This is a genomic window from Acinetobacter sp. 102 (assembly GCF_037028485.1).
Classification (GTDB): Bacteria; Pseudomonadota; Gammaproteobacteria; order Pseudomonadales; family Moraxellaceae; genus Acinetobacter; species Acinetobacter higginsii.
This window is the reverse complement of the sequence record NZ_JAZEZK010000008.1, coordinates 19,621-42,284: the sequence shown is the minus strand read 5'-3', so window position 1 is coordinate 42,284 and position 22,664 is coordinate 19,621. Positions and strand designations below refer to the sequence as shown.

Below are 22,664 nucleotides of genomic sequence, written 5' to 3'. Positions count from 1 at the left end.
AAGTCAGAAAGATCGTTTAACGATCTTTCTGACTAAGAATGTTTTTAGTTTTTTCAGAATAATAAAACTTCTCTAAATACACGCGTGCGCGTTGTCTTAAATAACCTGTTGTAATCACTTGCTGTAAAATTGGTGAGAGCAGGTCGGTCAACTGATTTTGAATCAACTCTTCATCGATATTCAGATCACGTAATAAAAGGTCAAAAGTTCGTTCCTGATTACGTGCATACCATGCATATACGCCATCATGCACTTGCTGTTTTAGGTAAGGCGTTTGACGGATATGTTCCCAAATTTCATGTCCCATGCCCACGGTCTTAGGCAAATCTTGTACTTCGACATAATTACGCAAAACTGATAAAGGCATGACTTTAATTTTATGCCAGAGATTGGCTTGAAAATGGTAGAGCTTATTGTCATTAAAATGCTGATTTAAGACTTTTTCACTCATTTGACTGATTTTTAAAATATTTTTTTGCAGGTAATGTCCAATTGTTTCATTTAGATTGGAATCAGTCACTGATTCTAAAACCGATTTCCCCATTTTCATAAAATGTCCAACACCTGGAACACGTTTAGACACCATAGAGTTATCTAAATAATCTTGAATAGAATGCTGAATCAATTGGGTAATTAATGTAGAAAAGGCGGGGTTATTCACCACTGTTTTGATCAAGCGTTGGCGATGTCCACTCTTGCTTGCTACATACTGGGCGATTGAGTCGATGGTCAGTACAGGGATAACATCTTCAATGGTGGTCTGATCATTGATGGGGTGAATCAAGGCAAAGCGAATATGTTCCGCAATTTGTTCGACTAAGAATTCACTGGCAGGCGTGGCTAAAATTTGTTTTTCGATCAGCTCAAAGATTTGTTCAAATGACCAAATATGCTGTAGCTGTTGTAAACGCAACCAATGATAGAACTGTTTAAACTCAAGTTGAATGGTTTCTGCTTGTGCAAACTCAGCGTCAAGAAAATCAAGTTGAGCATCAATCAGTTGTTCTATCATCGGTTGTTTAGACATAAAATCTCAAATTATTCATCAAATTTATGGTGATGGTGCAGTTGCAGGTTTTTGCGCCTGAATCTTGTTTAAAAATGGTAAATATTGCTGAACCACCAATTGATCTGCTTCCAAGATTGGCATATGTCCAACATTATCCAAGATCACAGGTGCTTGCGCATTTTTCATCAGTGATTTTAACTCAGGTGCAACTTCAACATTGATAATTTTATCTTGTTTGCCCCATAAAATGAGCGTTGGTGCATCAATTGATCGTGCAAGTAAAGCAAATGAATCTGGTGTATATAATTTATTGAGTGCAATGATTTGATCGACCATCTTTTGAGTTTGTTCAACTTGGCCAATCATCATTTTCTCTTGGGCTTGAGCAATTTCCTTAGGAATGAAAGGTGGTGTATACATGGCTTGTTGCATTAAGAAATTAAAGTCACCTTTCTTACTCACAATCATGTTTTTCAACTGATTTGGATCTTTTAGGTAAGGGGTGGTAGCAGACTTATAAACACCAGCTGCATCAATCAAGAACAGGCTTTTGGTTTCAAATGGATATTGACCTGCATACAGCATCGCAATTGAGCCACCCAATGAATGACCTGCAACATGCGCTGGTCCTGTGAGATTTGCTGCTTCGACAAAACGACGCAATTTTTCTGTCACGTTTGGAACTGAATAATCAAAGTCTTTCGGAACTTGTGTTTCACCGCTGGCTGGCAGATCTGGAATAACCACATGATAGTTTGCTGTGAGCGCACGTGCGACACGGTTCCAGTTGTCGCGACTTCCCGCTAAACCATGTATCAAAATGACGATCGGTTTTCCTGCTTGCCCACCTTCACTATACGACCATGTGATATCACCGACTTTTAAAGTCTTGGTTTGCAGACCAGCCCATGCACGCTCTTGTTGCAGAACATTCTGAAAGCTCATCTCAATTTCCGCAGCTTGCGTCGTGCTCATCGCAACTGTTGTGAAACTACATACAAGTAACGCAGCGCTTAAGGTGTTACGAAAGGGGAAGGGAAATCGATTTCTCATGTTCATTGTTCTGTCCTTGATTTATTTTTAAACACATTGATTATTAGGGAAGACGCTACAGGAGTCATTTGCATAATTTACAGATGTATGGAAATTCTTGCCAATGAAATCATCAATTTTCTACGATTTTCTCAATGAAAAGAGTGCGAGTTTGATTGAGAGATTCTGTTTTTGTCAGTGACTTTCAAACAGGCGCACATTAAACTGTTTGCCTAGCTCAATCACAAATGGATACACGCATGCTCACCGCACAAGAAGCATTAGAACGTTTAAAAGCTGGTAATGCCCGTTTTGTAAAAGGAGAAGCAGTTCAACAAAAATTGTTGTCTCACCAAGAACGTGCCGAGATGGCAAGTGATCAAAATCCCTTTGCAATTGTTTTAGGCTGTTCTGATTCACGTGTACCCGCAGAAATGGTGTTTGACCAAGGTTTGGGTGACTTGTTCGTGATTCGTGTTGCAGGAAATATTGTTGCACCTTCACAGGTTGGAAGTGTTGAATTTGCTGCGGAACGTTATGACTGTGCAGTTGTGGTGGTATTAGGACATAGTCATTGTGGTGCGATTCAGGCCACGATTGATACCTTGATGCACCCTGATCACCCGCCTTCATCGAATTTAATGTCGATTGTGAATCGTGTTCGCCCTTCGGTTGAAATTTTGATGCAAACTGAATTGAAAAATGATTTGAAAAAGCTTTCTGCACATGCAGTTCGTTCAAATGTATTTGCTTCAGTGAATCAACTTCGTCATGGTTCTGCCGTGCTGGAAAGCCTGATTGAAAAAGGTAAAATGATTGTAGTCGGTGCAGAATATTCGCTTGAAACGGGTGAAGTAACTTTTTTTGATTTTTAAAGCTGATGGCGAGTTGAGAAACTCGCCATTATTTTATCATTCATGCTTTATATCCATCGTTGATAAAATGTGGATGTTTCAATCAGAGAGCAGCTTTACTATGAATATTATGCCGATATCTGAATCACAATTATCAGATTGGCTAGCATTAAGAAGCTTACTCTGGCCTGATCATGACGATGCGCATTTATTGGAAATGCATCAGCTACTTAAACAAACAGATACTTTACAATTATTAGCTTATACCGATAGCCAACAAGCAATTGCAATGTTAGAAGCATCGATTCGATATGAATATGTGAATGGTACGCAAACCTCACCCGTGGCTTTTCTTGAAGGGATTTATATCTTACCTGAATATCGACGTTCAGGCATTGCGACTCAGTTGGTTCAGTACGTAGAGGAGTGGGCGAAACAATTTGCATGTACTGAGTTCGCTTCAGATGCAGCGATTGACAATACGATTAGTCATGCAATGCATCGAGCACTGGGTTTTCACGAAACTGAACGTGTGGTGTATTTTAAGAAAAATATCGGCTAAGCGGCTTTAGCTTGTAATACAGGTACTTATAAGGCGCCTTTAATATAGGGATAGGCCACATTCAGCATAATCGGTTGTGCTTTGGCGTTGGGGTGGATTTGATCATTCTGGATTAAATGTTTCTGCCCAGCCACACCTTCAAGGAAGAACGGCAACAGTTTGACTTTATATTGCTGGCTTACAATTTTGTAATTATTTTCAAAAGCCGTGCTATAGGCTGTCCCATAATTCGGTGGTATTTTCATACCAAACAGTAAAACATTGGCTTTCTGTTTTTGGCTTAGCTGTACCAATTGAGCGAGATTCTTTTGAATCATTTGTGGCGGTTGACCACGTAATCCATCATTACCGCCAAGCTCAATGACCACGATTTCAGGCTTATAGGTTTGTAATAACTTCGGAAGCCTTGCTAAGGCACCGCTGGTGGTTTCACCACTGACACTTGCATTGACCACTTTGTGCTGTTTCGGATACTGTTGGTCTAGGCGTTGTTGTAATAATTGAACCCAGCCTTGCTTTACATCGATGCCATAACCTGCGCTCAGGCTATCACCTAAAATTAAAATAGTCTTTGCTGAAACCAGTGTTGGGAGCAATGCAATGGCAATGATTCCAACTGCTTTTGAAACTGACCAGATAACTTTAGATTTTTGCATCGTATTTCAAATTTGTCCTAAAGGATACGTGACATCATGCCACAACCGATTATCTCTGCCCAAAAAGTTACACAAAATATTCAAATCAATCAGCAAAGTCTCAGCATCTTAAAAGATATTAATTTAGACATCTATCAAGGTGAACAAATTGCTATTACAGGACGTTCAGGTTCAGGAAAGTCAACTTTATTAGGTATCCTCGCGACATTGGATCGACCGAGCCTGGGAGAGTTATGGGTCTGTGGAGAAGCTGTTCATACGCTTACTGAAGAACAACGTGCCCGTGTCCGTTTAGAGAATATTGGCTTTGTATTTCAATCTTTTCAGTTGTTGCCGCAGTTAAGTGCATTGGAAAATGTGATGTTGCCGTTACGTTTGCAACCAGATTTTAATTTCAAGCAGGCAGAACAAAAAGCCTTAGCATGGTTGGAACGGGTCGGATTGATTCGACAAGCACAGCAAACACCGAAAGTGCTTTCAGGTGGAGAGCAGCAGCGTGTTGCGATTGCACGCGCTTTGATTGCCGAGCCGAAAATCATTTTTGCAGATGAACCCACAGGGAATCTGGATGGGCAAACTGCGGAAGAGGTTGAACAACTGTTATTTGATTTAAATAAAGAACTCGGTACAACATTAGTGTTGGTCACTCATGATCAGAACTTGGCTGCACTTTGCCAACGCCATGTCAAACTCGCCGATGGTCAAATTCAGGAAATCGTCAAGTTGCAGGAGGGGGTATGAGTTCAGTCCTGAACCCCTTACTTTTACAAAGTTTTCGTACAGGGGGCTTATATCTGCTGATTATTGCATTGTCTTTGGCAATCAGTGCAACCACGGCACTCAAGTTTAGTAATACTCAAGTCCAAAATGCGGTGGCATTACAAGCTGCTGAAATGTTGGGTGGTGATTTAGTCCTATCAGACAAGGACCCTATTCAGCCGAATTGGCTGCAACAGGCAGATGAACTGAAGTTAAAGCATGCTCCTGTGACCGTATTTAGCTCAATGGCACATACCCAAGATCAATTTGTGATGGTGAATGTCAAAGCGGTAGATGCAAATTTCCCCTTACGTGGTCAGTTGCTGATTCAACCCAAAGCACAGGCGATACAACCAGGAGAAGTCTGGTTAAGTCAGCGAGCGATGGATTTATTGCATGCAAAAATGGGGGAGCCACTGGCAATTGCCGATGGTCAGTTTAAGGTCACGGGCATTATTGAACGAGATTCTAACCAAGAGACAGGATTTTCAGGGTTCTCCCCGACAGTGATTATTCACCAAGCCGATATTGCTAAAACCAATGCAGTTCAGGTTGGAAGCCGAATTGAATATCGATTGCTGCTTGCGGGTGAACCTGAGCCAATCAAGGCCTATAAAAACATATTTAAGCAATCTCAGAAAGATGAACAAGGTACGGATCAGGCCGCAGATCAACAGCTTGAAGGTGAGCAAAATTCACTGAAACTCAGAGATGCCAGTCAATCTAATACCCGCTTAATGAAGCCGATTGAAAATCTGGATACCTTCTTACAGCTAGCTAATCTATTGACCATTTTACTCTGTGGTATCGCGATTGCTTTAACCAGTCAGCGTTATGTACAGCAGAATCAAGATCATATTGCATTGATGCGTTGTTTGGGGGCGAGTAAGCGACAAATTTTATTGGCTTATACGGCCTTGCTTGGAATCGTCAGTGCCTTGTCGATTGTGTTAGGAAGTTTGATTGGAATTGCTTTGGGTTATGGTTTACTGCAGTTGATGTTGCAATTGATTCCACAACTGCAATTAAGCTTCGCAGTTGTCGATTTGCTTTATGCTTTGCCTATTGCGATTTTTACCAGTGTTATGGTGCTGATTGGTTTTATTTTGCCAAGCATTTGGGAATTATTAAACACACCACCGATTCGGGTGATTCGCCAACAGGAGCGTTCACGGAAGTCTTATGTGGCAATGTTCGCGATTGGGATTGTCAGTTTGATCATCTTTAGTTTGGTACTGAGCGATAACTTACAATTAAGCCTGTTGGTGCTCACTGCAATCTTGTTGCTCTGTGTGATCTTGTATGCGGTGATTTGGTTGCTACTTAAAGCAATTAAACAACTGAAACGTCCTTTAGCGGCTTATGTACGAATTCCACATCAAACCGCTTTGCAGATCACCGCACTGGCTTTAGGCTTAAGCTTGATTACGGTATTAAGTGTATTAAGAACGGATCTGCTGCAACGCTGGCAACAACAATTGCCTGTGGGTACGCCAAACCAATTTGTTTATGGTTTACCGCCGTTTGATATGCCTCAGTTTAAGCAACAGATTGAGCAAAATGGTTGGCAATCGACGCCACTGTATCCCAATATTCGCGGACGTTTACTGAGTAAAAATGGACATGCATTCGCACCTGAATTGGTCAAGCAAAACAACTCATTACGTCGTGAGCTCAATCTGACTCAAGCCAGTCTTTATCCTAAAGACAATGTGATTACCCAAGGCGTGGCTCATTTCAGCAAAGCAGGACAAGTGTCGGTTGAGGAAAAAACCGCGCACGAGCTTGGCATTCAAATCGGCGATCAACTCAGTTTTAGTTTACCTGAAGGTACATTAGAAGCAACGGTGGTGAACTTACGTACGGTCGAATGGGAAAGTTTTAGTCCGAATTTTTTCTTCATCTTCTCACCCGAAACCATGGATGAAAATGCTGGCAGTTATTTAGGCAGCTTCTATTTACCACCTGCCGATCAGCCGAAAATGGTGCAATTGATTCAGCAATTCTCCAATACAGTCTTTATTGATGTTGGACGTATTCTTGAGGAAGTGAAGCGCTTGATGAATGTGCTAGTACAGATTGTCACGGTACTCGCCGCATTGGTTGGCTTCTCTGGTGTATTGGTATTGATTGCCTGTTTGAATGTGCTGATGGATGAGCGTCGTAAAGAAGTTGCGTTATTACGTTCATTTGGTGTTGCTAAGAATAAACTCAAACGTATGCTCAGTCTTGAGATTGGTTTTATTGGATTATTGTCAGGTGTGGTGGCGTGTTTGTTTGCCGAAGTGATTAGCGCCATTGCCAGTCACAGGATGCAAATGGCCGTGCAATGGCATCCTGAGATTTGGTTGATTTTACCGCTGAGCATGATGATCATTTGTACTTTGATCGGTCGTTATCGCCTGAGCTACTTATGCGATATTCCACCGCTACAAAGTTTAAGAGAAATGAATCAGTCTTAAAATGTTGACTGATTCTGGCGCAGGATTTCATGCCATAAAGGATTGAGTCCTGTGCTTAAGGCCGTGCAATACCAATAAAATGCAGCAAGTAACAGCAATCCGACACTTAAAGCGATGATCTGGAATAAACCTTTGTTTTGAGTTTTTTGACTGAAATACCATGTTGCAGCTAATAAAGCTCCCATGATCATACCGCCGATATGTGCGGCATTATTAATGCCTGAAACGGTAAAACCAAAGACAAGGTTAATTCCCATAATCATCAGTAATGACTTTTTATCGAGCCAGAAACGCTGTTGTGGCAAAGGTGGAAATAATGAGACCACGGTCAACGCGGCACCAATGCCCATCACTGCGCCTGAGGCCCCAGCACTGATATGTGGAAGCAGTTTAGGATCAAACTGTTGCAACAGTTCATAACCATCACGAATGCTTAAATAACTTGAAAGTACACTTCCCATGAGGCCCGCAAGAAAATACAGACCAATATAGTAGCTTCGTCCAAAGAGTTGTTCTGCAACACTGCCAAAGATATACAGTGCCCACATATTCAGCATTAAATGGATCATGCCAAAGTGGAAAAACATGCTGCTGAATAAACGTTCAGGTTCACCTGTGAAGGTGAGTGGGGTAAAATCTGCACCCCAAGCGATTGCATCTACTGGGGCAGGGTCGGTAATATTCACACCTGAAAGAATCTGCCAGCCAAATAATCCGACATTGACTGCAATCAGTAGCGCAGTAAACCACCATGTTTGTATTTGCAATTTTTGATTGATTTGTGGTGGAGTCGTTTCAGTCATGTGTTTACGCTAGTTATTGATATAAAAAATAGCTTAGCATGAATTTGTTGCACGATGGAGTGATGCACTTTAATGAAAGCCTTTTTAGCACGCGCAGTAATGTTGATTATCGGCGTCATTCTACTGATTCAGTTATGGATCTTTGGTAGTTTGGTCTGGTGGCGTACCCATCCGGTCGAAACGACGATGTTTATGCGTGCAGACTATTTGACTGACTTCAAACCGATTAAACAGGAATGGCGCGATTACGATGAAATTAGTGATAATTTCAAACGTGCAATATTAGCGGGTGAAGATGCTAAGTTTATCCATCATCATGGTTTTGACTGGGCTGGAATTCAATTTGCATTGGAACGGAATAGTGAAAAAGGCGAGCTAGTCGCAGGTGGATCAACTGTCTCGCAACAGCTGGCTAAAAATTTATTTCTTTATAATCAGCGCTCATTCATCCGTAAAGGGCAAGAAGCCATTGCCACATGGATGATGGAACGAATGTGGTCAAAGCGCCGTATTTTAGAAGTGTATATGAACTCAGTCGAGTTTGGTCAGAACATCTATGGGGTTGAGGCAGCGGCTCAATTCTATTATGGCAAAAGTTCAAAAAGTTTAAGCCGAGAACAAGCGGCTTTCTTGGCGGCATTATTGCCTAATCCAAAGTACTATCAAGACAACCGCAATGATCGTAAGCTGCAATATCGCAAACGTGTTATTTTAAAATATATGAATGCGATACAAATTCCGCAATAATCCAAAAAAATTTAAAAAAGCCCAATATTTTTGGGCTTTTTTACCAAATTGACATAATTTTGCAGCATACTTAAATCATCACTTGATGAATGATAATGCGACAAGGTTCGGTATGAATACTGCAGTGACGACAACAGCGCCCATAGAATACAGTTACAACGATCGTTATATTAATCGTGAACTTTCGATTCTCGATTTTCACCTTCGTGTACTTGAACAGGCCGTCGACCCACTTCACCCCCTTTTAGAACGGATGAACTTCCTGCTGATTTTCTCACGCAATTTAGACGAATTTTTTGAAATTCGCGTTGCGGGAGTGATGGAGCAACTGACCTTAGGCAATGAAAGCCGTACACCGGATGGATTAACACCTAAACAAGTTTTAGATCAAATTTCAAAAACAACACATGCTGCAATTGAACGCCAATATCGAATTTTAAATGAACAAATTTTGCCAAAGTTGCGTGAAGAAGACATTTGCTTCTTACGTCGTGGTGAATTAACGCCTGCACAATCTGCTTGGATTAAAAAGTATTTCCAAGAGCAAGTTGCACCTGTACTGACCCCAATTAGTCTTGATCCTGCGCATCCATTCCCGCGCTTAGTCAACAAAAGCTTAAACTTCATTGTGACTTTGGAAGGGAAAGATGCGTTTGGCCGTCAGATTGATCTTGCCGTTGTACCCGCACCACGTTCCTTGCCGCGTGTGGTACGTTTACCAGATGAACTCACCGACGGCAAAGAACATCATGTGATGTTGTCTGCAATTATTCACGAGCACGTGTCTGATTTATTCCCAGGCATGACGGCAACGGGTTGCTATCAATTCCGTGTCACGCGGAATGCCGATTTAGCCTTGAATGAAGATGTAGAAGATCTAGCCAAAGCGCTCAAAGGTGAATTAAGTTCACGCCGTTTTGGTCGTGCAGTTCGTTTGGAAGTGACACATAATTGTCCAAAGCATATTTATGAATATTTACTGGATGAGTTTGATCTAAATGAAGAGCAGCTCTATCGTGTTGATGGACCAGTGAATTTGGCACGTTTATTGTCGAACTTTAAACGTCCACATTTGCGCTATGACTCACATACACCAGTCATTCCAAAAGCATTTAAAAAGTCGGAAAGTATTTTTGCTGCCATGCAGAAGCAGGACATTTTGTTGCACCATCCGTTTGAATCATTTGCGCCTGTGATTCAATTGTTGCGTGAAGCTGCGCGTGATCCGCAAGTGCTGGCAATTAAGCAGACCCTTTACCGTAGTGGTGCTGATTCAGAAATCGTGCAAGTGCTTGCCGAAGCAGCACGAAATGGTAAAGAAGTCACAGCGGTGATCGAGCTACGTGCCCGTTTTGATGAAGAATCCAATATTGAAGTAGCCAACGTTTTGCAAGAAGCGGGTGCGGTGGTGGTATATGGCATCGTAGGTTATAAAACCCATGCCAAAATGATTCTTGTGGTGCGCCGTGAAAATAATAAACTGGTGCGCTATGTACATTTGGGGACAGGGAACTACCATGCTACCAATGCACGTATCTATACCGACTATGGTTTGATGACCACTGACAAAGACCTGTGTGAAGACGTACATCGTATTTTCCAAGAATTAACGGGTATGGGCAAAATGGCGAAGCCGAAAAAGCTACTGCATGCACCATTTACCTTACATGCACAACTGATTAATTATATTGATGATGAAATTGCCAATGCCAAAGAAGGCAAACCTGCGCAAATTATTATTAAAGTGAATGCTTTAACTGAAGTTCAGTTAATCAATAAATTGTATGAAGCATCGCAAGCAGGTGTACAGGTTGACCTGATCATTCGCTCAATTTGCTGCTTACGTCCAGGCCTGCCAAATCTATCTGAAAACATTCGTGTCCGTTCGATTGTAGGTCGTTTCTTGGAACATACCCGTGTTTACTATTTCAGCAATAATGGTAACCCCCGTATTTATGGTTCAAGTGCAGACTGGATGGATCGCAATTTATTTAATCGTGTAGAAGCCTGTTTCCCGATTGAAGATCCAGCCTTGAAGAAGCGTATCTATCAACTCGGTTTATTGAATTATCTCAAAGATAATCAGCAAGCATGGTTGTTACAGGGTGATGGTGTATGGGATCGTGCACGACCTGTAGAAGGTGAGGCACCACATAATGCACAGCATACTTTGCTTGATGCAATTAAATAAATGTCTGAGTGTTCCAACAAGGTAACAGTACTTGTTGGAACATATTTAGCTTAAATCGGAAGAGATGCTTTTATCGCAGTTTTCCCAATCTTGGAGTAAATAATTAAAGTCCCACCCAAACGTTCTAAACGCGTTTGCATACTTCTCAGGCCGACACTCATTCCCGCAGTTTGGACCGCTTCAACATTAAATCCAATTCCGTTGTCCTCAATCTCTAAAATTAATTTTGCATCATTTGAAAAAGACAAGATAAAGCGCACTGAATTTGCTTGGCTATGTTTTAAAATATTCGTCAATGCCTCTTCTGCGACTCGTAGTAAGGTCAGACAAATGAGCGGACTTGGTTGGATTTGCCAAGATTCGGGAAAAGACCATTTTGATGCAATATCAAGTTCATCGAATAGCTGGCTAAACCGATAACGCAATGGAGCTCCCCAGAGCAAAGGCGTATCTGGTACTTTCGCCCCAGTACTTGAGCCACTATCAATCACCTGACGCAAGTCATCTCGTAATAACTTTAACATGGATAAAAATTGTTGATTGCTCAGATTTACATGGCTTTGATCGACAGTCACCATGGAACGAACCAGAGAACCACCTAAGCCATCATGTAAATCATGTGCAAGTTGCAAACGTTCTTGTAGCTTTGCATTTTCTAATTCAAGTTGATGCTGGGTGTTCAGTGAAACAGCCAATTCATCCCTTGCTTCAACAATATTCTGTGCCAAGGTTTGATTAAATTTTTCAATTTTCTTCACATTTTTGGCAAGCCTTAAAGCAAGAATAATCGCAATAAATAAAGTCATTAAAGGCGCTGTATAAGCAACAGCAGCAGCTCTAGTTGAGGACTTGCTAAGAATCAGATACGCGTCATGCAGTACAATAAATAAGAAGAAAACAAAAACACTCGCCAGTAAATAGGCTTCGATTTGTCTTACTTTATAAGCAATAAAAGGGAACGAAATACAGTTGGCGATATTAATAAAAACAGCGCAGATAAAGGTGAGTAGTAAAAACCATGTTAAAGCTGTATCTGGGAGTAAAAGAGCGGATAGAGCTACAACAATAAAGCCAATCAAAAAGATTCTTTCGATATGGGGAAAACGTTGATGCGCAAAACGCCATGCATATAAACAACCACAAATTGCATGCATAAAAATCATGAGGATATTGATGCGTGCAATTTGTAAGGTATTTAAGCCAAAAGGGGGATTGATGATGGCAATGTTGCTCATAATGATCACCCAGCAGAAGGAGGTTAGAGCAAACCAACCAAAAGCTTTTTCCTGTCGACGAAAGAGCCAGACCAGAAAAGCAATCAGGCCCAAGATCAGTGAGAAAGAAAGATTAAAAAAGTTTAAAACGCGTTGTTCATATATGAAGGTTTCATATTGAGGAATTGCGATTTCTGGTGTTGCTAAGATGACATGTCCCAAGCCTGGATCTTGGGTTGCAACCCCAACGACCCGAATCCATAAAGTATTTGAGCCTTGTTTTAATGTAGAGGGCAGTAAATCCCAGTAGCGTGGCATATTCCAACTACGAGACAGTGGCTCAACTAGAGATTTATCTTGCCAGAGGCGTTCGTCGTTTAGATAAATCTCTCCAGCCATGTTAATACTATTAATCACTAAGGTAATCGGTTCATATTGATGCTGTGGACAATGATAATCCCAAGCAATTTTATACCATGCACTACCGGTATAGTCAGGCCAACGTTGATGCCAATGATCAGGCAAAGTTATCGTTTGCCAGTCGGTTTGAGCACGTGGTGCCTGACTTTGTTGGTTTGCTTTTGCAACCTGTATTGAGGTGATTTGAGCTGTACAGCTTGAGTGGCTATTTGCAATAGATGGCAATGAATTCGCCAGCACTGCTTGTGCTAAGCAAAGCGACCAGCACAGTATGAGGTACTTTATAAAAGACCTAATGAACGTGCTGTATTGATGGCTTTGGAGCGACTGCCCACTGAAAGCTTTCGATAAATATGTTTGATATGACATTCGATTGTATATTTTGATAAATGAAGAAAATCAGCGATTTCTCGATTACTCATTCCTTGAGAAACCAGTTTTAAAATTTCAAATTCTCGCGCTGAAAGTAAATGATTTTGTTCTACGACTACAATATCTTTTGTTGTCGGTTCAAATGAAATTTTTGACAGAATCTGTTGGGCTATAAACGGGTCTATAGGTGCACCACCTCTTAATATACTCCGAATTGATAAGGTAATTTCAAAATCATCTCGTTCTTTTAACAGATAGCCTGTTGCACCCATTTGGATTGCTTTTAAAATCGTTTCCTGAGTGCTCCAAGCCGAAATAACCAGAACGGGCGAGCTTTCATCGAGCTGTCTTAGGCTTTCGATAAAATCAATGCCATTGCCATCGGGTAATCCGAGATCAACCAGTGCAAATGAAATTGGGCTTTGTTTAAGTATCTCTTTCGCTTGATAGAGGCTTTGCGCAAAAATGAGAGCTTCTTGTGTATAACCAATGTCCAGTAAGATTCTTTTTAGCCGCTGTTGCATGATTGCATCATCTTCCAGAATAAATACGGGCATAGGTAAAGTGAGTTCATTCTGAGACACAAAAATCATCCTTAACCATTATTGTTTTCAGTTGTCATCATAGGGGGGATTTAATTTTTTGACTATCACTGAAATTAGGTATTGTAAGGTCTATGTCTACAATGTTTTTTTTCAGGCCTCTTTTTTTTCTATTTTTATTCTATTACTTACTTTTAGATCATATATTTTATTTTAACTATTATTTGAATTTTATATGGCTATTAAATATTTTTATTATTAAATAAATTTAATCAAGAATTGTTTTTAAAATACCAGTTTTCAGTGATATTTGAATTTATTCTAATGTGATCTTATATGGTTTCAATAAAACTTATTTGAATAAATGGAGAAAAACCATGTCAGTTAAACATCTAGATAAATTATATTTACGTTCGTTATTAACAGATTTTTGGAAAAAAGAATTAAATACCAATAAAGATCCAGCCAATGGTAAGTGGTATGAAAAGGGGGCACAAAATGATGGTGGATTATATGGGGATGTGAGTGATGCTGATGATGTTGAAATCATTTTTCATCAAGATCAGGCAAAACTTGAAAAAAATCAGGTTACGATTATCCATAGCGATTTTGACAATTCTAAAAGTAATATTGGCACTGAGTTTTCAACCGAGTTATCGGATACTTGTACTTTGGCAAAAACCCATACGACAACAAAGAGCCATACAATCAAGTTTGGTCTTGGGTATGAAGTAAAAGCAAAAGCTGGAATTGTTTTTGTGGATGTATCAGAGACGATAAAAGTGAATTTTGAATACCAATATGCGACTTCAAAAACAGAGTCTACAACGGAATCCAGCTCTCAAACTATCAAGCAAACAATTAAATGCATTGTACCTGCAGGAAAGATCTACAGAGCTTCTTTGGTTTGTACTAAACAGCGATTATTAATACCATTCACTGCTTTAATTGCTTTTAAGGGTACAACTGGGACTTGGTTCGAAAGTCGGGTGGATAACCATTATCATTGGATCTCTTCTATTGGACATGCCTTTCAACAAATTAATGCAAAAAAATTAGCTGGAAATGATAGTGAAAGGTTTACCGTACGTGGTATCGAAGATAAAGGAATGATGGATAATTCTCAGCAATTCGATTTTAAAATTATTATTTCGGATATTACTGATCTCGTTAATTTGGGGAATGTAGAGAAATTAATAGAAAAAGAGGAAAACTTTGTAGAGCTTGTTGAGTTAGCATAATTTGATAGTTTTTAAAATGCCCATATATGGGCATTTTTTTGAATTTTTAGAATTATAAAAATATTATTAAGATGATTTAAATTAATAAATTACTTATTTTAAAATTGTGACGATTTCATCGAAATACCAGTTTTCAGTGATATACAGGTTTTAGTGTAATGTTTTGTAATTGTACCGATTGATTAAAAAATATAGGTACGGATATGAATCACATTTTTAAAAAAATTTGGAATAAATCACTGGGGTGCATGGTTGTTGTATCTGAAAATGCCAGAAGTGCTGGTAAGGCAGATAATACCGTTGGGGCGGTAAGCATTTCGGAGGCTGTCACCACTCGTTCTATTACATCTCGGGGATTTGGTCTGCAAACGCTAGTTTTAAGCATTGCTATGGTGACAGGAAGTAATGTTTGGGCTGGAAATATTGTTCAAGGCATAACCTGTCCTGGTTTCCAGAGTAACAAAACAATAGAAATGAGCGGAGTTGGCGATATTACATATATAACTCAAACTGCTTCTGCCAGTAGTGACAGTTTTTTTGGTCCTGGTGTTGATGGTGCTGTATCGATTGGAGCAGACTGTAATAATCAAACTCTGGCTCTGGATCATGCAGTGGCAATTGGTGGTGCTGCTGCCTCATCAAATGGAGTAGCAATCGGCTCTGGTGCTTTAGCGAGAAGGATTAATAACGTTGCTCTGGGTAATCAGGCTCAGGCGCTAGGTAAAAATAGTATTGCGCTAGGGGCAAATTCTATTGCAGATCGAGAGAATAGTTTTTCAGTCGGGAATACCGTATTACAGCGACAAATTACGAATGTTGCAGCAGGTACACAAGGAACGGATGCGGTTAATTTAGGGCAGGTGCAAAGCCTGTTTTCGGCTATTGCAGTATCGGATAACTATGCGCATAACAGCAGTGATACAGCATTAGGATCGACATCGGGTATTGCACACGCAACGGAGAATAATGGTACGACTTTAACCAAAGTTGCAGGAATTTTAGTCACTTCGACCAGTACCAGCCTTGATGATATCGATTCATTTACTATAAACGGTATTACCACGACCAAAACTGCTGCCCCAGATAAGGTGGCTGCTTTTATTCAGGCAGCGAAAAACGGCGCTAATATTGCTGTCGGTACAAATAGTAGTGCAGTTGGTGTTGCCAATATCGTCACGAGTGCTTCGAGTACAGCGATAGGTTATTCAAACGAAGCGAGAGGGAATGCGAGTGTCGCAATTGGTTATAACAATACCGCATTGATGCATGGCGGTAGTGCAATAGGTCATGATAACGTTGCGGTCAATGATTATGGAACTTCGATTGGGGTCAATAATTATAGTCAGAATAAATCAAGTGTTGCCGTTGGTTCGAATATTTCTTCATTACGACCTACACAGATAACAACAAATGGGCTTGGCATAATTACAGGAATCAATGGAATTCCTGTGACGGCGACAGGTAATACAACAGCAACGATTACGCATGTGAATGGTACTGTTGTTAATGATACGCAACGACAAGCCTTTTTAGAGCGATTGCAATGGGGAGGAAATTTAGCATTAGCAGAGAATAGCAGTGTCCTTGGTGTTGGTGGTATTACTTTAGGTACTAACTCGACCGCTGTTGGTTATGGTAATACGGCGAGGGGAGCAAACAGTAGTGCGCTTGGTTATTTGAATACCAGTGTGGGGCAATCCTCAACAGCAATTGGCAGCGCAACGAGTCCAGCAGGCCGAACCCCTCCAGGTGTTGTTGTAACAGCAGGAACTGTGGATGCTATTGATGGCATAACTGTGGTCAGTACAGCAACAAGTTGGGCTGATTTACGAGATAACCCAACAAAACTGACTTCTGTGAATGGGATGGTATTGAGTGAAGAACAGAAATCAGCTTATGTAAATGCGCTGCGTTATGGTAGTAATGCTGCAATTGGTGCGGCAAGTAATGCAATCGGTAATGAAAATATTACTTTGGATGTGAACAGTAATGCTATAGGTTCAAATAATAAGGCGATTGGTTCTACCAGTAATGCATTAGGTCGGACTAATATTGCCTCTGGTGGTTATGGTAGTGCCGTTGGGCATGCCAATACTTCCTCTGGCGTGGATAGTAATGCTTTCGGTTCTTATAATGTTGCATCAGCATCAAGCAGTAATGCATTGGGTCGTCAAAATACTGCAACGGGTTTTGGCAGTAATGCGCTTGGATATCAAAATACTGCAAATGGTGTGCGTAGTGTCGCTGTTGGTAGCAATAACTTAAGCCAACAAACAGGATCAACTGCAATTGGTGCCGCAACAGGTTTCACCTATGCGTTCTATAGCAATGATGGAACTAAGCTTACAGCGATTAATGGTATTCCAGTCACTGCATCGGATTTTTCAACCGCATCAATTACGCATATCAATGGCTTAGCGGTGAGTCAGCAAGAAGTACAAAACTTCCTTAATTCGATTGATCAGGGCGGATCTGTTGCCTTTGGTACCAACAGTACTGCTGTTGGTAATCAGAATATTTCGGCAGGAACACACAGTACCGCTGTAGGTGTCAGAAACATTGCTGGAGATATTGCTACAGCGGTGGGGCATAACAACACAGCAACAGGAATTGCCAGTACGGCAATCGGTCAGGCAAATAAGGCATCAGGCGTAAACAGTACCAGTATTGGATATGACAATGAGTCAACGGGTATTTTTTCAAATGCCTTAGGCTTTGATAATCAGGCTGCACATCAAAATAGCACTGCAGTGGGTACAAGTAATAAGGCACTGGGTATCAATAGTAATGCTGTCGGATATTTTAATATCGCGCAAGCTGTAGACAGTTCAGCTATTGGTTTGCAAAACTCGGCAATGGGGGTACGCAGTAGTGCAATCGGTTATAAAAATGAAGCATCTGGTTTAGATAGCAGTGCTTTAGGTCACGAAAATAAAGCACAAGCAATGGAGAGCGCTGCTTTAGGTACGGACAATCTTGCTAGTGGGATAGGAAGTAATGCTGTCGGTAATGCGAACCAAGCTTTAGGATTTAAGAGCAGTGCCCTAGGTTCAAATAACTTGGTAAAAGGTCAATTAAGTAGTGCTGTTGGTAGTTACAATAGCGTAACTGGCAAAAGTAGTAGCGCGGCAGGTGTAGGCGGAGCAGCTTTAGGTAATGGTAGCTCGGTGATGGGTGGAGCGTTGGAAGATCAATCAAGTTTTGATCCGACTCAAGCTTTAACTGTTTTGAGTGGTCGAGTGATTGAGATGGACTCATCCACGATGACTGGTAAAATTGATGGTTTAGATTTTGCCTTGGACTCTAGTAATCCTACACATCCAGTGACTTTGGGCGGTAGAGCATTCACAATAGATGAAATGAATGCCTTGATGCAGGCGGTTGAAAAAGGTGGTGCAATCGCAGTTGGTGAACAAGCATTGGCAGCGGGATCACGATCTACGGCATTTGGAGATAAAGCGGCAGCAATTGGTGCTGAAAGTAAAGCTTATGCAGATAATAGTGTTGCTCTAGGTGCTGGCTCAATTGCCGATGAAGCCAATACCATCTCTGTTGGTAAAGCTGGGGCAGAAAAACGTATCACCAATGTAGCAGATGCGCAAAATGATTATGATGCGATCAATAAGAAGCTTCTTACAGCTACGGTCGCAGATGCTGTTTTTTATGATGCGAGCAGCAACAAAGAAAAAATTACGCTTGCTGGCGCAACAGGTACCCAAATTACGAACCTAAAGGATGCGACTTTAGATAGTAGTTCAACTGATGCAGTAACTGGAAAACAGCTACATGCGACAAATAATAATGTGACAAACCTAGACGATCGTGTCACAACCGAAGTGGGAACATTAAATACCCGAGTGACTAATGAAGTCGGAACTTTAAATACTCGTATTGATGGAGTCGATACCACAATTGCAGGGATTGATGGACGAGTTAGCACCAATACCAATGATATCGCGACACTTGATGGTCGTGTCACAACGGAAGTCGGTACATTAAATACCCGAGTAACCAATGAAGTTGGGACTTTAAATACTCGAATTGATGGAGTCGATACCACAATTGCAGGGATTGATGGACGAGTTAGCACCAATACCAATGATATCGCGACACTCGATGGTCGTGTCACAACGGAAGTCGGTACATTAAATACCCGAGTGACCAATGAAGTGGGGACACTCAATACGCGGATTGATGGTGTTGATACAACGATAGCTGGTATTGATGGGCGCGTAACAGTAAATACCAATGATATTGCGACACTTGATGGTCGTGTCACAACGGAAGTCGGCACTTTAAATACCCGAATTGGTAATGAAGTCGGAACACTGAATACACGTATTGATGGGGTGGATACCACAATTGCAGGGATTGACGGACGTGTTAGCACCAATACCAATGATATTGCGACACTTGATGGTCGTGTCACAACGGAAGTTGGGACTTTAAATACTCGAATTGATGGGGTCGATACCACAATTACAGGGATTGATGGACGAGTTAGCACCAATACTAATGATATTGCGACACTTGATGGTCGTGTCACAACAGAAGTCGGTACATTAAATACGCGTATTGGCAATGAAGTGGGAACTTTAAATACTCGTATTGATGGACTAGATACCACAATTGCAGGGATTGATGGACGAGTTAGCACTAATACCAATGATATCGCGACACTCGATGGTCGTGTCACAACCGAAGTGGGAACATTAAATGCTCGAGTAACTAATGAAGTCGGTACATTAAATACCCGAGTGACCAATGAAGTTGGGACACTCAATACGCGGATTGATGGTGTTGATACAACGATAGCTGGTATTGATGGGCGAGTAACAGTTAATACCAATGATATCGTTGCCTTACAAAATGGTTTAGGTAATGTTTCTGCAAGTGCAGTGATTTATGACAGTGCGGCTAAAGATACGATTACTTTGCAAGGCACATCTGGGACGAAAATTACCAATCTGAAAGATGCAACTTTAGATGCAAACTCTAAAGATGCTGTGACGGGTAAACAGTTGCATGCAACTAATAATAGCATTACAGCATTGGATGGAAGAGTTACAACGGAAGTAGGGAATCTAAATACAGCATTAACCACGGGTTTATCTAATACATTAACCGATGCTAAATCTTATGCTGATCAACAAGCGACGACGAGCTTAACCACATCGAAAGGCTATACAGACCAACAAGCTGTGATTCTAGATGGAAAGATTACAACAAGTGCGAATACCATCAACACACGTATTGATGGAGTAGATACCCGCATTGGTACGGAAGTAGCGACTTTAGGCGGTAAAATCACAACCAATACAACAGCTATTAGCACTTTAGATGGGCGTGTGACAACAGAAGTCGGGAATCTAAATACAGCATTAACCACAGGTTTATCTAATACATTAACCGATGCTAAATCTTATGCTGATCAACAAGCGACGACAAGCTTAACCACGTCGAAAGGTTATACAGACCAACAAGCTGTGATTCTGGATGGAAAGATTACAACCAGTGCGAATACCATCAATACACGTATTGATGGAGTAGATACCCGCATTGGTACGGAAGTAGCGACTTTAGATGGTAAAATCACAGCCAATACAACAGCCATTGGTCAAAATGCCTCAGCCATTAGTGCTCTAGATGGTCGAGTCGCAATCAATACGAATGATATCGCAGCATTACAAAATGGTTTAGGTAATGTTTCTGCAAGTGCAGTGATTTATGACAGTACCGCTAAAGATACGGTTACTTTGCAAGGCACATCTGGGACGAAAATTACCAATCTGAAAGATGCAACTTTATCAGCTACATCAACGGATGCTGTTACAGGTAAGCAATTACATACAGTAGATGGTCGTATAACAAATGAAGTTGATACATTAAACACTCGGATTGGTTATGAGGTTTCGGGTTTAGATGGCAAAATAATTACCAATACCAATACCATAAATACCCGTATTGATGGTGTGGATACTCGAATTGGTACAGAAGTCGCGGCTCTAGATAGTAAGATTGGTCAAAATACGACGGCGATTGGAAAAAATGCTACAGCAGTCAGTACATTGGATAGTCGAGTTACAACTGAAGTTGGTACTCTAAATACCCGTATTGATGGTGTAGATACGACAGTTGCTAGTATTGATGGTCGAGTCACAACCAATACCAATGATATCGCAGCCTTACAAAATGGCTTAGGTCATGTTTCTGCAAGCGCAGTGATTTATGACAGTGCCGCTAAAGATACAGTTACTTTGCAAGGCACATCTGGGACGAAAATTACCAATCTGAAAGATGCAACTTTATCAGCTACATCAACGGATGCTGTGACAGGTAGACAACTACATACTGTAGATGGTCGTATAACAAATGAGGTTAGCACTTTAAATACGCGAATTGGCAATGAAGTGACAAGTTTAAATACGCGTGTTGATACAACCAATACTGCATTTATCCAGACATTGGGAGGCGGTGCATTATGGAGTAATGGTGTATTCACAGCGCCAACTTTTAGCATTCAAGGGCAAGTGAAAAATACCGTGAGTGATGCCTTTGTCGCCGTTGATCAACAGTTAGGTACAATTAAAACCTCGGTATCAGATTTAAAAACACATACAGAGCAACAAGCTGTATCTAACTTAAATGATGCAAAAAATTATACAGACCAACAAACCACCACAGCATTGAATAATGCAAAAAATTATACCGATCAGCAGACCACTACAACCTTAAATGATGCAAAAATCTATGCTGATCAAAAAGTGGCAGATGGTAAAGCTTATACAGATCAGCAAACAGTATCGGCTCTAAATAGTGCGAAAACCTATGCTGACCAAAAAGCAGCTGATGGTAAAGCCTATACAGATCAGCAAACTACATCTGTGCTGAATGATGCAAAAAGCTATACAGATCAAAAAGCAGCTGCATCTTTGCATGGAGCGAAAGACTATACCGACCAGCAAACAACAGCCGCGGTTCAGACTGCAAATGGATATACCGATAGTAAAATTGCAGATGTACAAACTCAATTAACAGCCAGTAATCAGTATATTCAAGTGAATGGCATGAAGGATGCTCAAGCTGCTTCGGCGACAGGCGACAACTCGGTTGCAATAGGAGCCAATACTGTCGTAACAGGTAATCGTTCAACTGCTGTAGGTGTTGGCAATCAAGTTTCAGGCAATGGTTCTGGGGCTTTTGGTGACCCTAATATTGTATCTGGGAATGCGAGTTATGCTGTTGGTAATGACAATACCATTAAAGGTGATAAAACCTTTGTGTTAGGTAATAATGTGAATACCGAGGCAAAAAATGCCGTTATATTAGGCAATGATTCGGAGTCAAATCGTGACAATACGGTTTCATTGGGAGCTAAAGGTAAAGAACGTCAGGTAATTCATGTTGCAAATGCAACAGAAGACACAGATGCGGTAAATTACCAACAATTAAAAGCATCAGAAAAATCAGCCAATAGCTATACCAATGAACGGGTCAATGCCCTAAATAGTGCATTCCAAGATTATAGAGTCGAAACGGAACAGCGTTTCCAAAAAGTGGATGAACGTTTCAATCGTCAAGGTGCTATGACTGCTGCAATGATGAATATGGCAAGCAGTGCTTCCAGTGTGAAAGGGCTAAATCGAGTGGGTGTTGGGGCTGGTTTTCAGGGACAGGAACAGGCCGTTTCGATTGGTTATCAACGCATAATTAACGAAAATACCTCACTTACTATCGGCGGTGCATTCACCAAAGAAGAGAGCTCTGGAGGTGTCGGTGTTGGCTTTGGTTGGTAAAATA

The 22,664-nt window shown here is 40.9% G+C and carries 14 protein-coding genes; 8 read left to right on the top strand and 6 right to left on the bottom strand.

The annotated features are described in order from the left end of the window. Nucleotides 1-16 precede the first annotated feature (16 nt). Together WA352_RS09520 and WA352_RS09515 are read right to left on the bottom strand one after the other, a co-directional pair. Nucleotides 17-1,027, bottom strand: a complete 1,011-nt coding sequence (locus tag WA352_RS09520; RefSeq protein WP_336142280.1) for a hypothetical protein — start codon at nucleotides 1,025-1,027, stop codon at nucleotides 17-19. A 24-nt stretch (nucleotides 1,028-1,051) separates the two neighbouring features. Next, nucleotides 1,052-2,068: an alpha/beta fold hydrolase gene (locus WA352_RS09515; RefSeq protein WP_336142277.1), complete on the bottom strand. Its 1,017-nt coding sequence runs from the start codon at nucleotides 2,066-2,068 to the stop codon at nucleotides 1,052-1,054. 233 nt (nucleotides 2,069-2,301) lie between these two features. Here WA352_RS09515 and WA352_RS09510 point away from each other — a divergent pair, with 233 nt between their 5' ends. Further along, nucleotides 2,302-2,916: a carbonic anhydrase gene (locus WA352_RS09510; RefSeq protein WP_005145019.1), complete on the top strand. Its 615-nt coding sequence runs from the start codon at nucleotides 2,302-2,304 to the stop codon at nucleotides 2,914-2,916. A gap of 100 nt (nucleotides 2,917-3,016) precedes the next feature. Then, nucleotides 3,017-3,457: an AAC(6')-Ighjkrstuvwx family aminoglycoside N-acetyltransferase gene (gene aac(6')-I / locus WA352_RS09505; protein ID WP_336142275.1), complete on the top strand. Its 441-nt coding sequence runs from the start codon at nucleotides 3,017-3,019 to the stop codon at nucleotides 3,455-3,457. 26 nt (nucleotides 3,458-3,483) lie between these two features. On the opposite strand, the gene WA352_RS09500 is transcribed toward aac(6')-I, so the two are convergent. After that, complete coding sequence (locus tag WA352_RS09500; protein WP_336142272.1) at nucleotides 3,484-4,113, bottom strand: arylesterase; 630 nt, start codon at nucleotides 4,111-4,113, stop codon at nucleotides 3,484-3,486. A 36-nt stretch (nucleotides 4,114-4,149) separates the two neighbouring features. On the opposite strand from WA352_RS09500, the gene WA352_RS09495 reads away from it, so the two are divergent. Continuing rightward, a complete protein-coding gene (locus tag WA352_RS09495; protein WP_004801429.1) occupies nucleotides 4,150-4,854 on the top strand; it encodes an ABC transporter ATP-binding protein in 705 nt (234 codons plus the stop codon). Beyond that, nucleotides 4,851-7,334: an ABC transporter permease gene (locus tag WA352_RS09490; protein ID WP_336142268.1), complete on the top strand. Its 2,484-nt coding sequence runs from the start codon at nucleotides 4,851-4,853 to the stop codon at nucleotides 7,332-7,334. Before WA352_RS09495 ends, WA352_RS09490 begins: the two co-directional genes overlap by 4 nt. Here WA352_RS09490 and WA352_RS09485 read toward each other — a convergent pair. Further along, the gene (locus WA352_RS09485; protein ID WP_336142267.1) at nucleotides 7,331-8,137 is read right to left on the bottom strand and encodes a rhomboid family intramembrane serine protease; all 807 of its coding nucleotides are present in this window, start codon (nucleotides 8,135-8,137) and stop codon (nucleotides 7,331-7,333) included. The genes WA352_RS09490 and WA352_RS09485 overlap by 4 nt on opposite strands. A gap of 72 nt (nucleotides 8,138-8,209) precedes the next feature. Between WA352_RS09485 and mtgA the strand changes: the two genes are divergently transcribed. Beyond that, a complete protein-coding gene (mtgA, locus tag WA352_RS09480) occupies nucleotides 8,210-8,884 on the top strand; it encodes a monofunctional biosynthetic peptidoglycan transglycosylase (protein WP_302924367.1) in 675 nt (224 codons plus the stop codon). Between the two features lie 112 nt (nucleotides 8,885-8,996). Further along, nucleotides 8,997-11,075, top strand: a complete 2,079-nt coding sequence (gene ppk1, locus WA352_RS09475; protein WP_302924368.1) for a polyphosphate kinase 1 — start codon at nucleotides 8,997-8,999, stop codon at nucleotides 11,073-11,075. 50 nt (nucleotides 11,076-11,125) lie between these two features. Here the strand turns inward: ppk1 and WA352_RS09470 are convergent, their stop codons facing one another. Further along, nucleotides 11,126-12,949, bottom strand: coding sequence for a sensor histidine kinase (locus WA352_RS09470; RefSeq protein WP_336142262.1), 1,824 nt, complete (start codon nucleotides 12,947-12,949; stop codon nucleotides 11,126-11,128). 41 nt (nucleotides 12,950-12,990) lie between these two features. Further along, entirely contained in the window at nucleotides 12,991-13,674 is a 684-nt protein-coding gene (locus WA352_RS09465; protein ID WP_336142261.1) for a response regulator transcription factor, read from the bottom strand. A 326-nt stretch (nucleotides 13,675-14,000) separates the two neighbouring features. Between WA352_RS09465 and WA352_RS09460 the strand changes: the two genes are divergently transcribed. Beyond that, nucleotides 14,001-14,864 (top strand): ETX/MTX2 family pore-forming toxin, encoded by an 864-nt coding sequence (locus tag WA352_RS09460; RefSeq protein ID WP_336142259.1) that lies wholly within the window; start codon nucleotides 14,001-14,003, stop codon nucleotides 14,862-14,864. A gap of 203 nt (nucleotides 14,865-15,067) precedes the next feature. After that, nucleotides 15,068-22,660 (top strand): ESPR-type extended signal peptide-containing protein, encoded by a 7,593-nt coding sequence (locus tag WA352_RS09455; RefSeq protein WP_336142256.1) that lies wholly within the window; start codon nucleotides 15,068-15,070, stop codon nucleotides 22,658-22,660. Nucleotides 22,661-22,664: the final 4 nt, after the last annotated feature.

Excerpts from the sequence above, each read along its gene's own strand:
- WA352_RS09520 (WP_336142280.1), bottom strand. The coding sequence starts at position 1,027 with ATGTCTAAACAACCGATGATAGAACAACTGATTGATGCTCAACTTGAT.
- WA352_RS09515 (WP_336142277.1), bottom strand. The coding sequence starts at position 2,068 with ATGAACATGAGAAATCGATTTCCCTTCCCCTTTCGTAACACCTTAAGC.
- WA352_RS09510 (WP_005145019.1), top strand. The coding sequence starts at position 2,302 with ATGCTCACCGCACAAGAAGCATTAGAACGTTTAAAAGCTGGTAATGCC.
- WA352_RS09500 (WP_336142272.1), bottom strand. The coding sequence starts at position 4,113 with ATGCAAAAATCTAAAGTTATCTGGTCAGTTTCAAAAGCAGTTGGAATC.
- WA352_RS09495 (WP_004801429.1), top strand. The coding sequence starts at position 4,150 with ATGCCACAACCGATTATCTCTGCCCAAAAAGTTACACAAAATATTCAA.
- WA352_RS09490 (WP_336142268.1), top strand. The coding sequence starts at position 4,851 with ATGAGTTCAGTCCTGAACCCCTTACTTTTACAAAGTTTTCGTACAGGG.
- WA352_RS09485 (WP_336142267.1), bottom strand. The coding sequence starts at position 8,137 with ATGACTGAAACGACTCCACCACAAATCAATCAAAAATTGCAAATACAA.
- mtgA (WP_302924367.1), top strand. The coding sequence starts at position 8,210 with ATGAAAGCCTTTTTAGCACGCGCAGTAATGTTGATTATCGGCGTCATT.
- ppk1 (WP_302924368.1), top strand. The coding sequence starts at position 8,997 with ATGAATACTGCAGTGACGACAACAGCGCCCATAGAATACAGTTACAAC.
- WA352_RS09465 (WP_336142261.1), bottom strand. The coding sequence starts at position 13,674 with ATGATTTTTGTGTCTCAGAATGAACTCACTTTACCTATGCCCGTATTT.
- WA352_RS09460 (WP_336142259.1), top strand. The coding sequence starts at position 14,001 with ATGTCAGTTAAACATCTAGATAAATTATATTTACGTTCGTTATTAACA.
- WA352_RS09455 (WP_336142256.1), top strand. The coding sequence starts at position 15,068 with ATGAATCACATTTTTAAAAAAATTTGGAATAAATCACTGGGGTGCATG.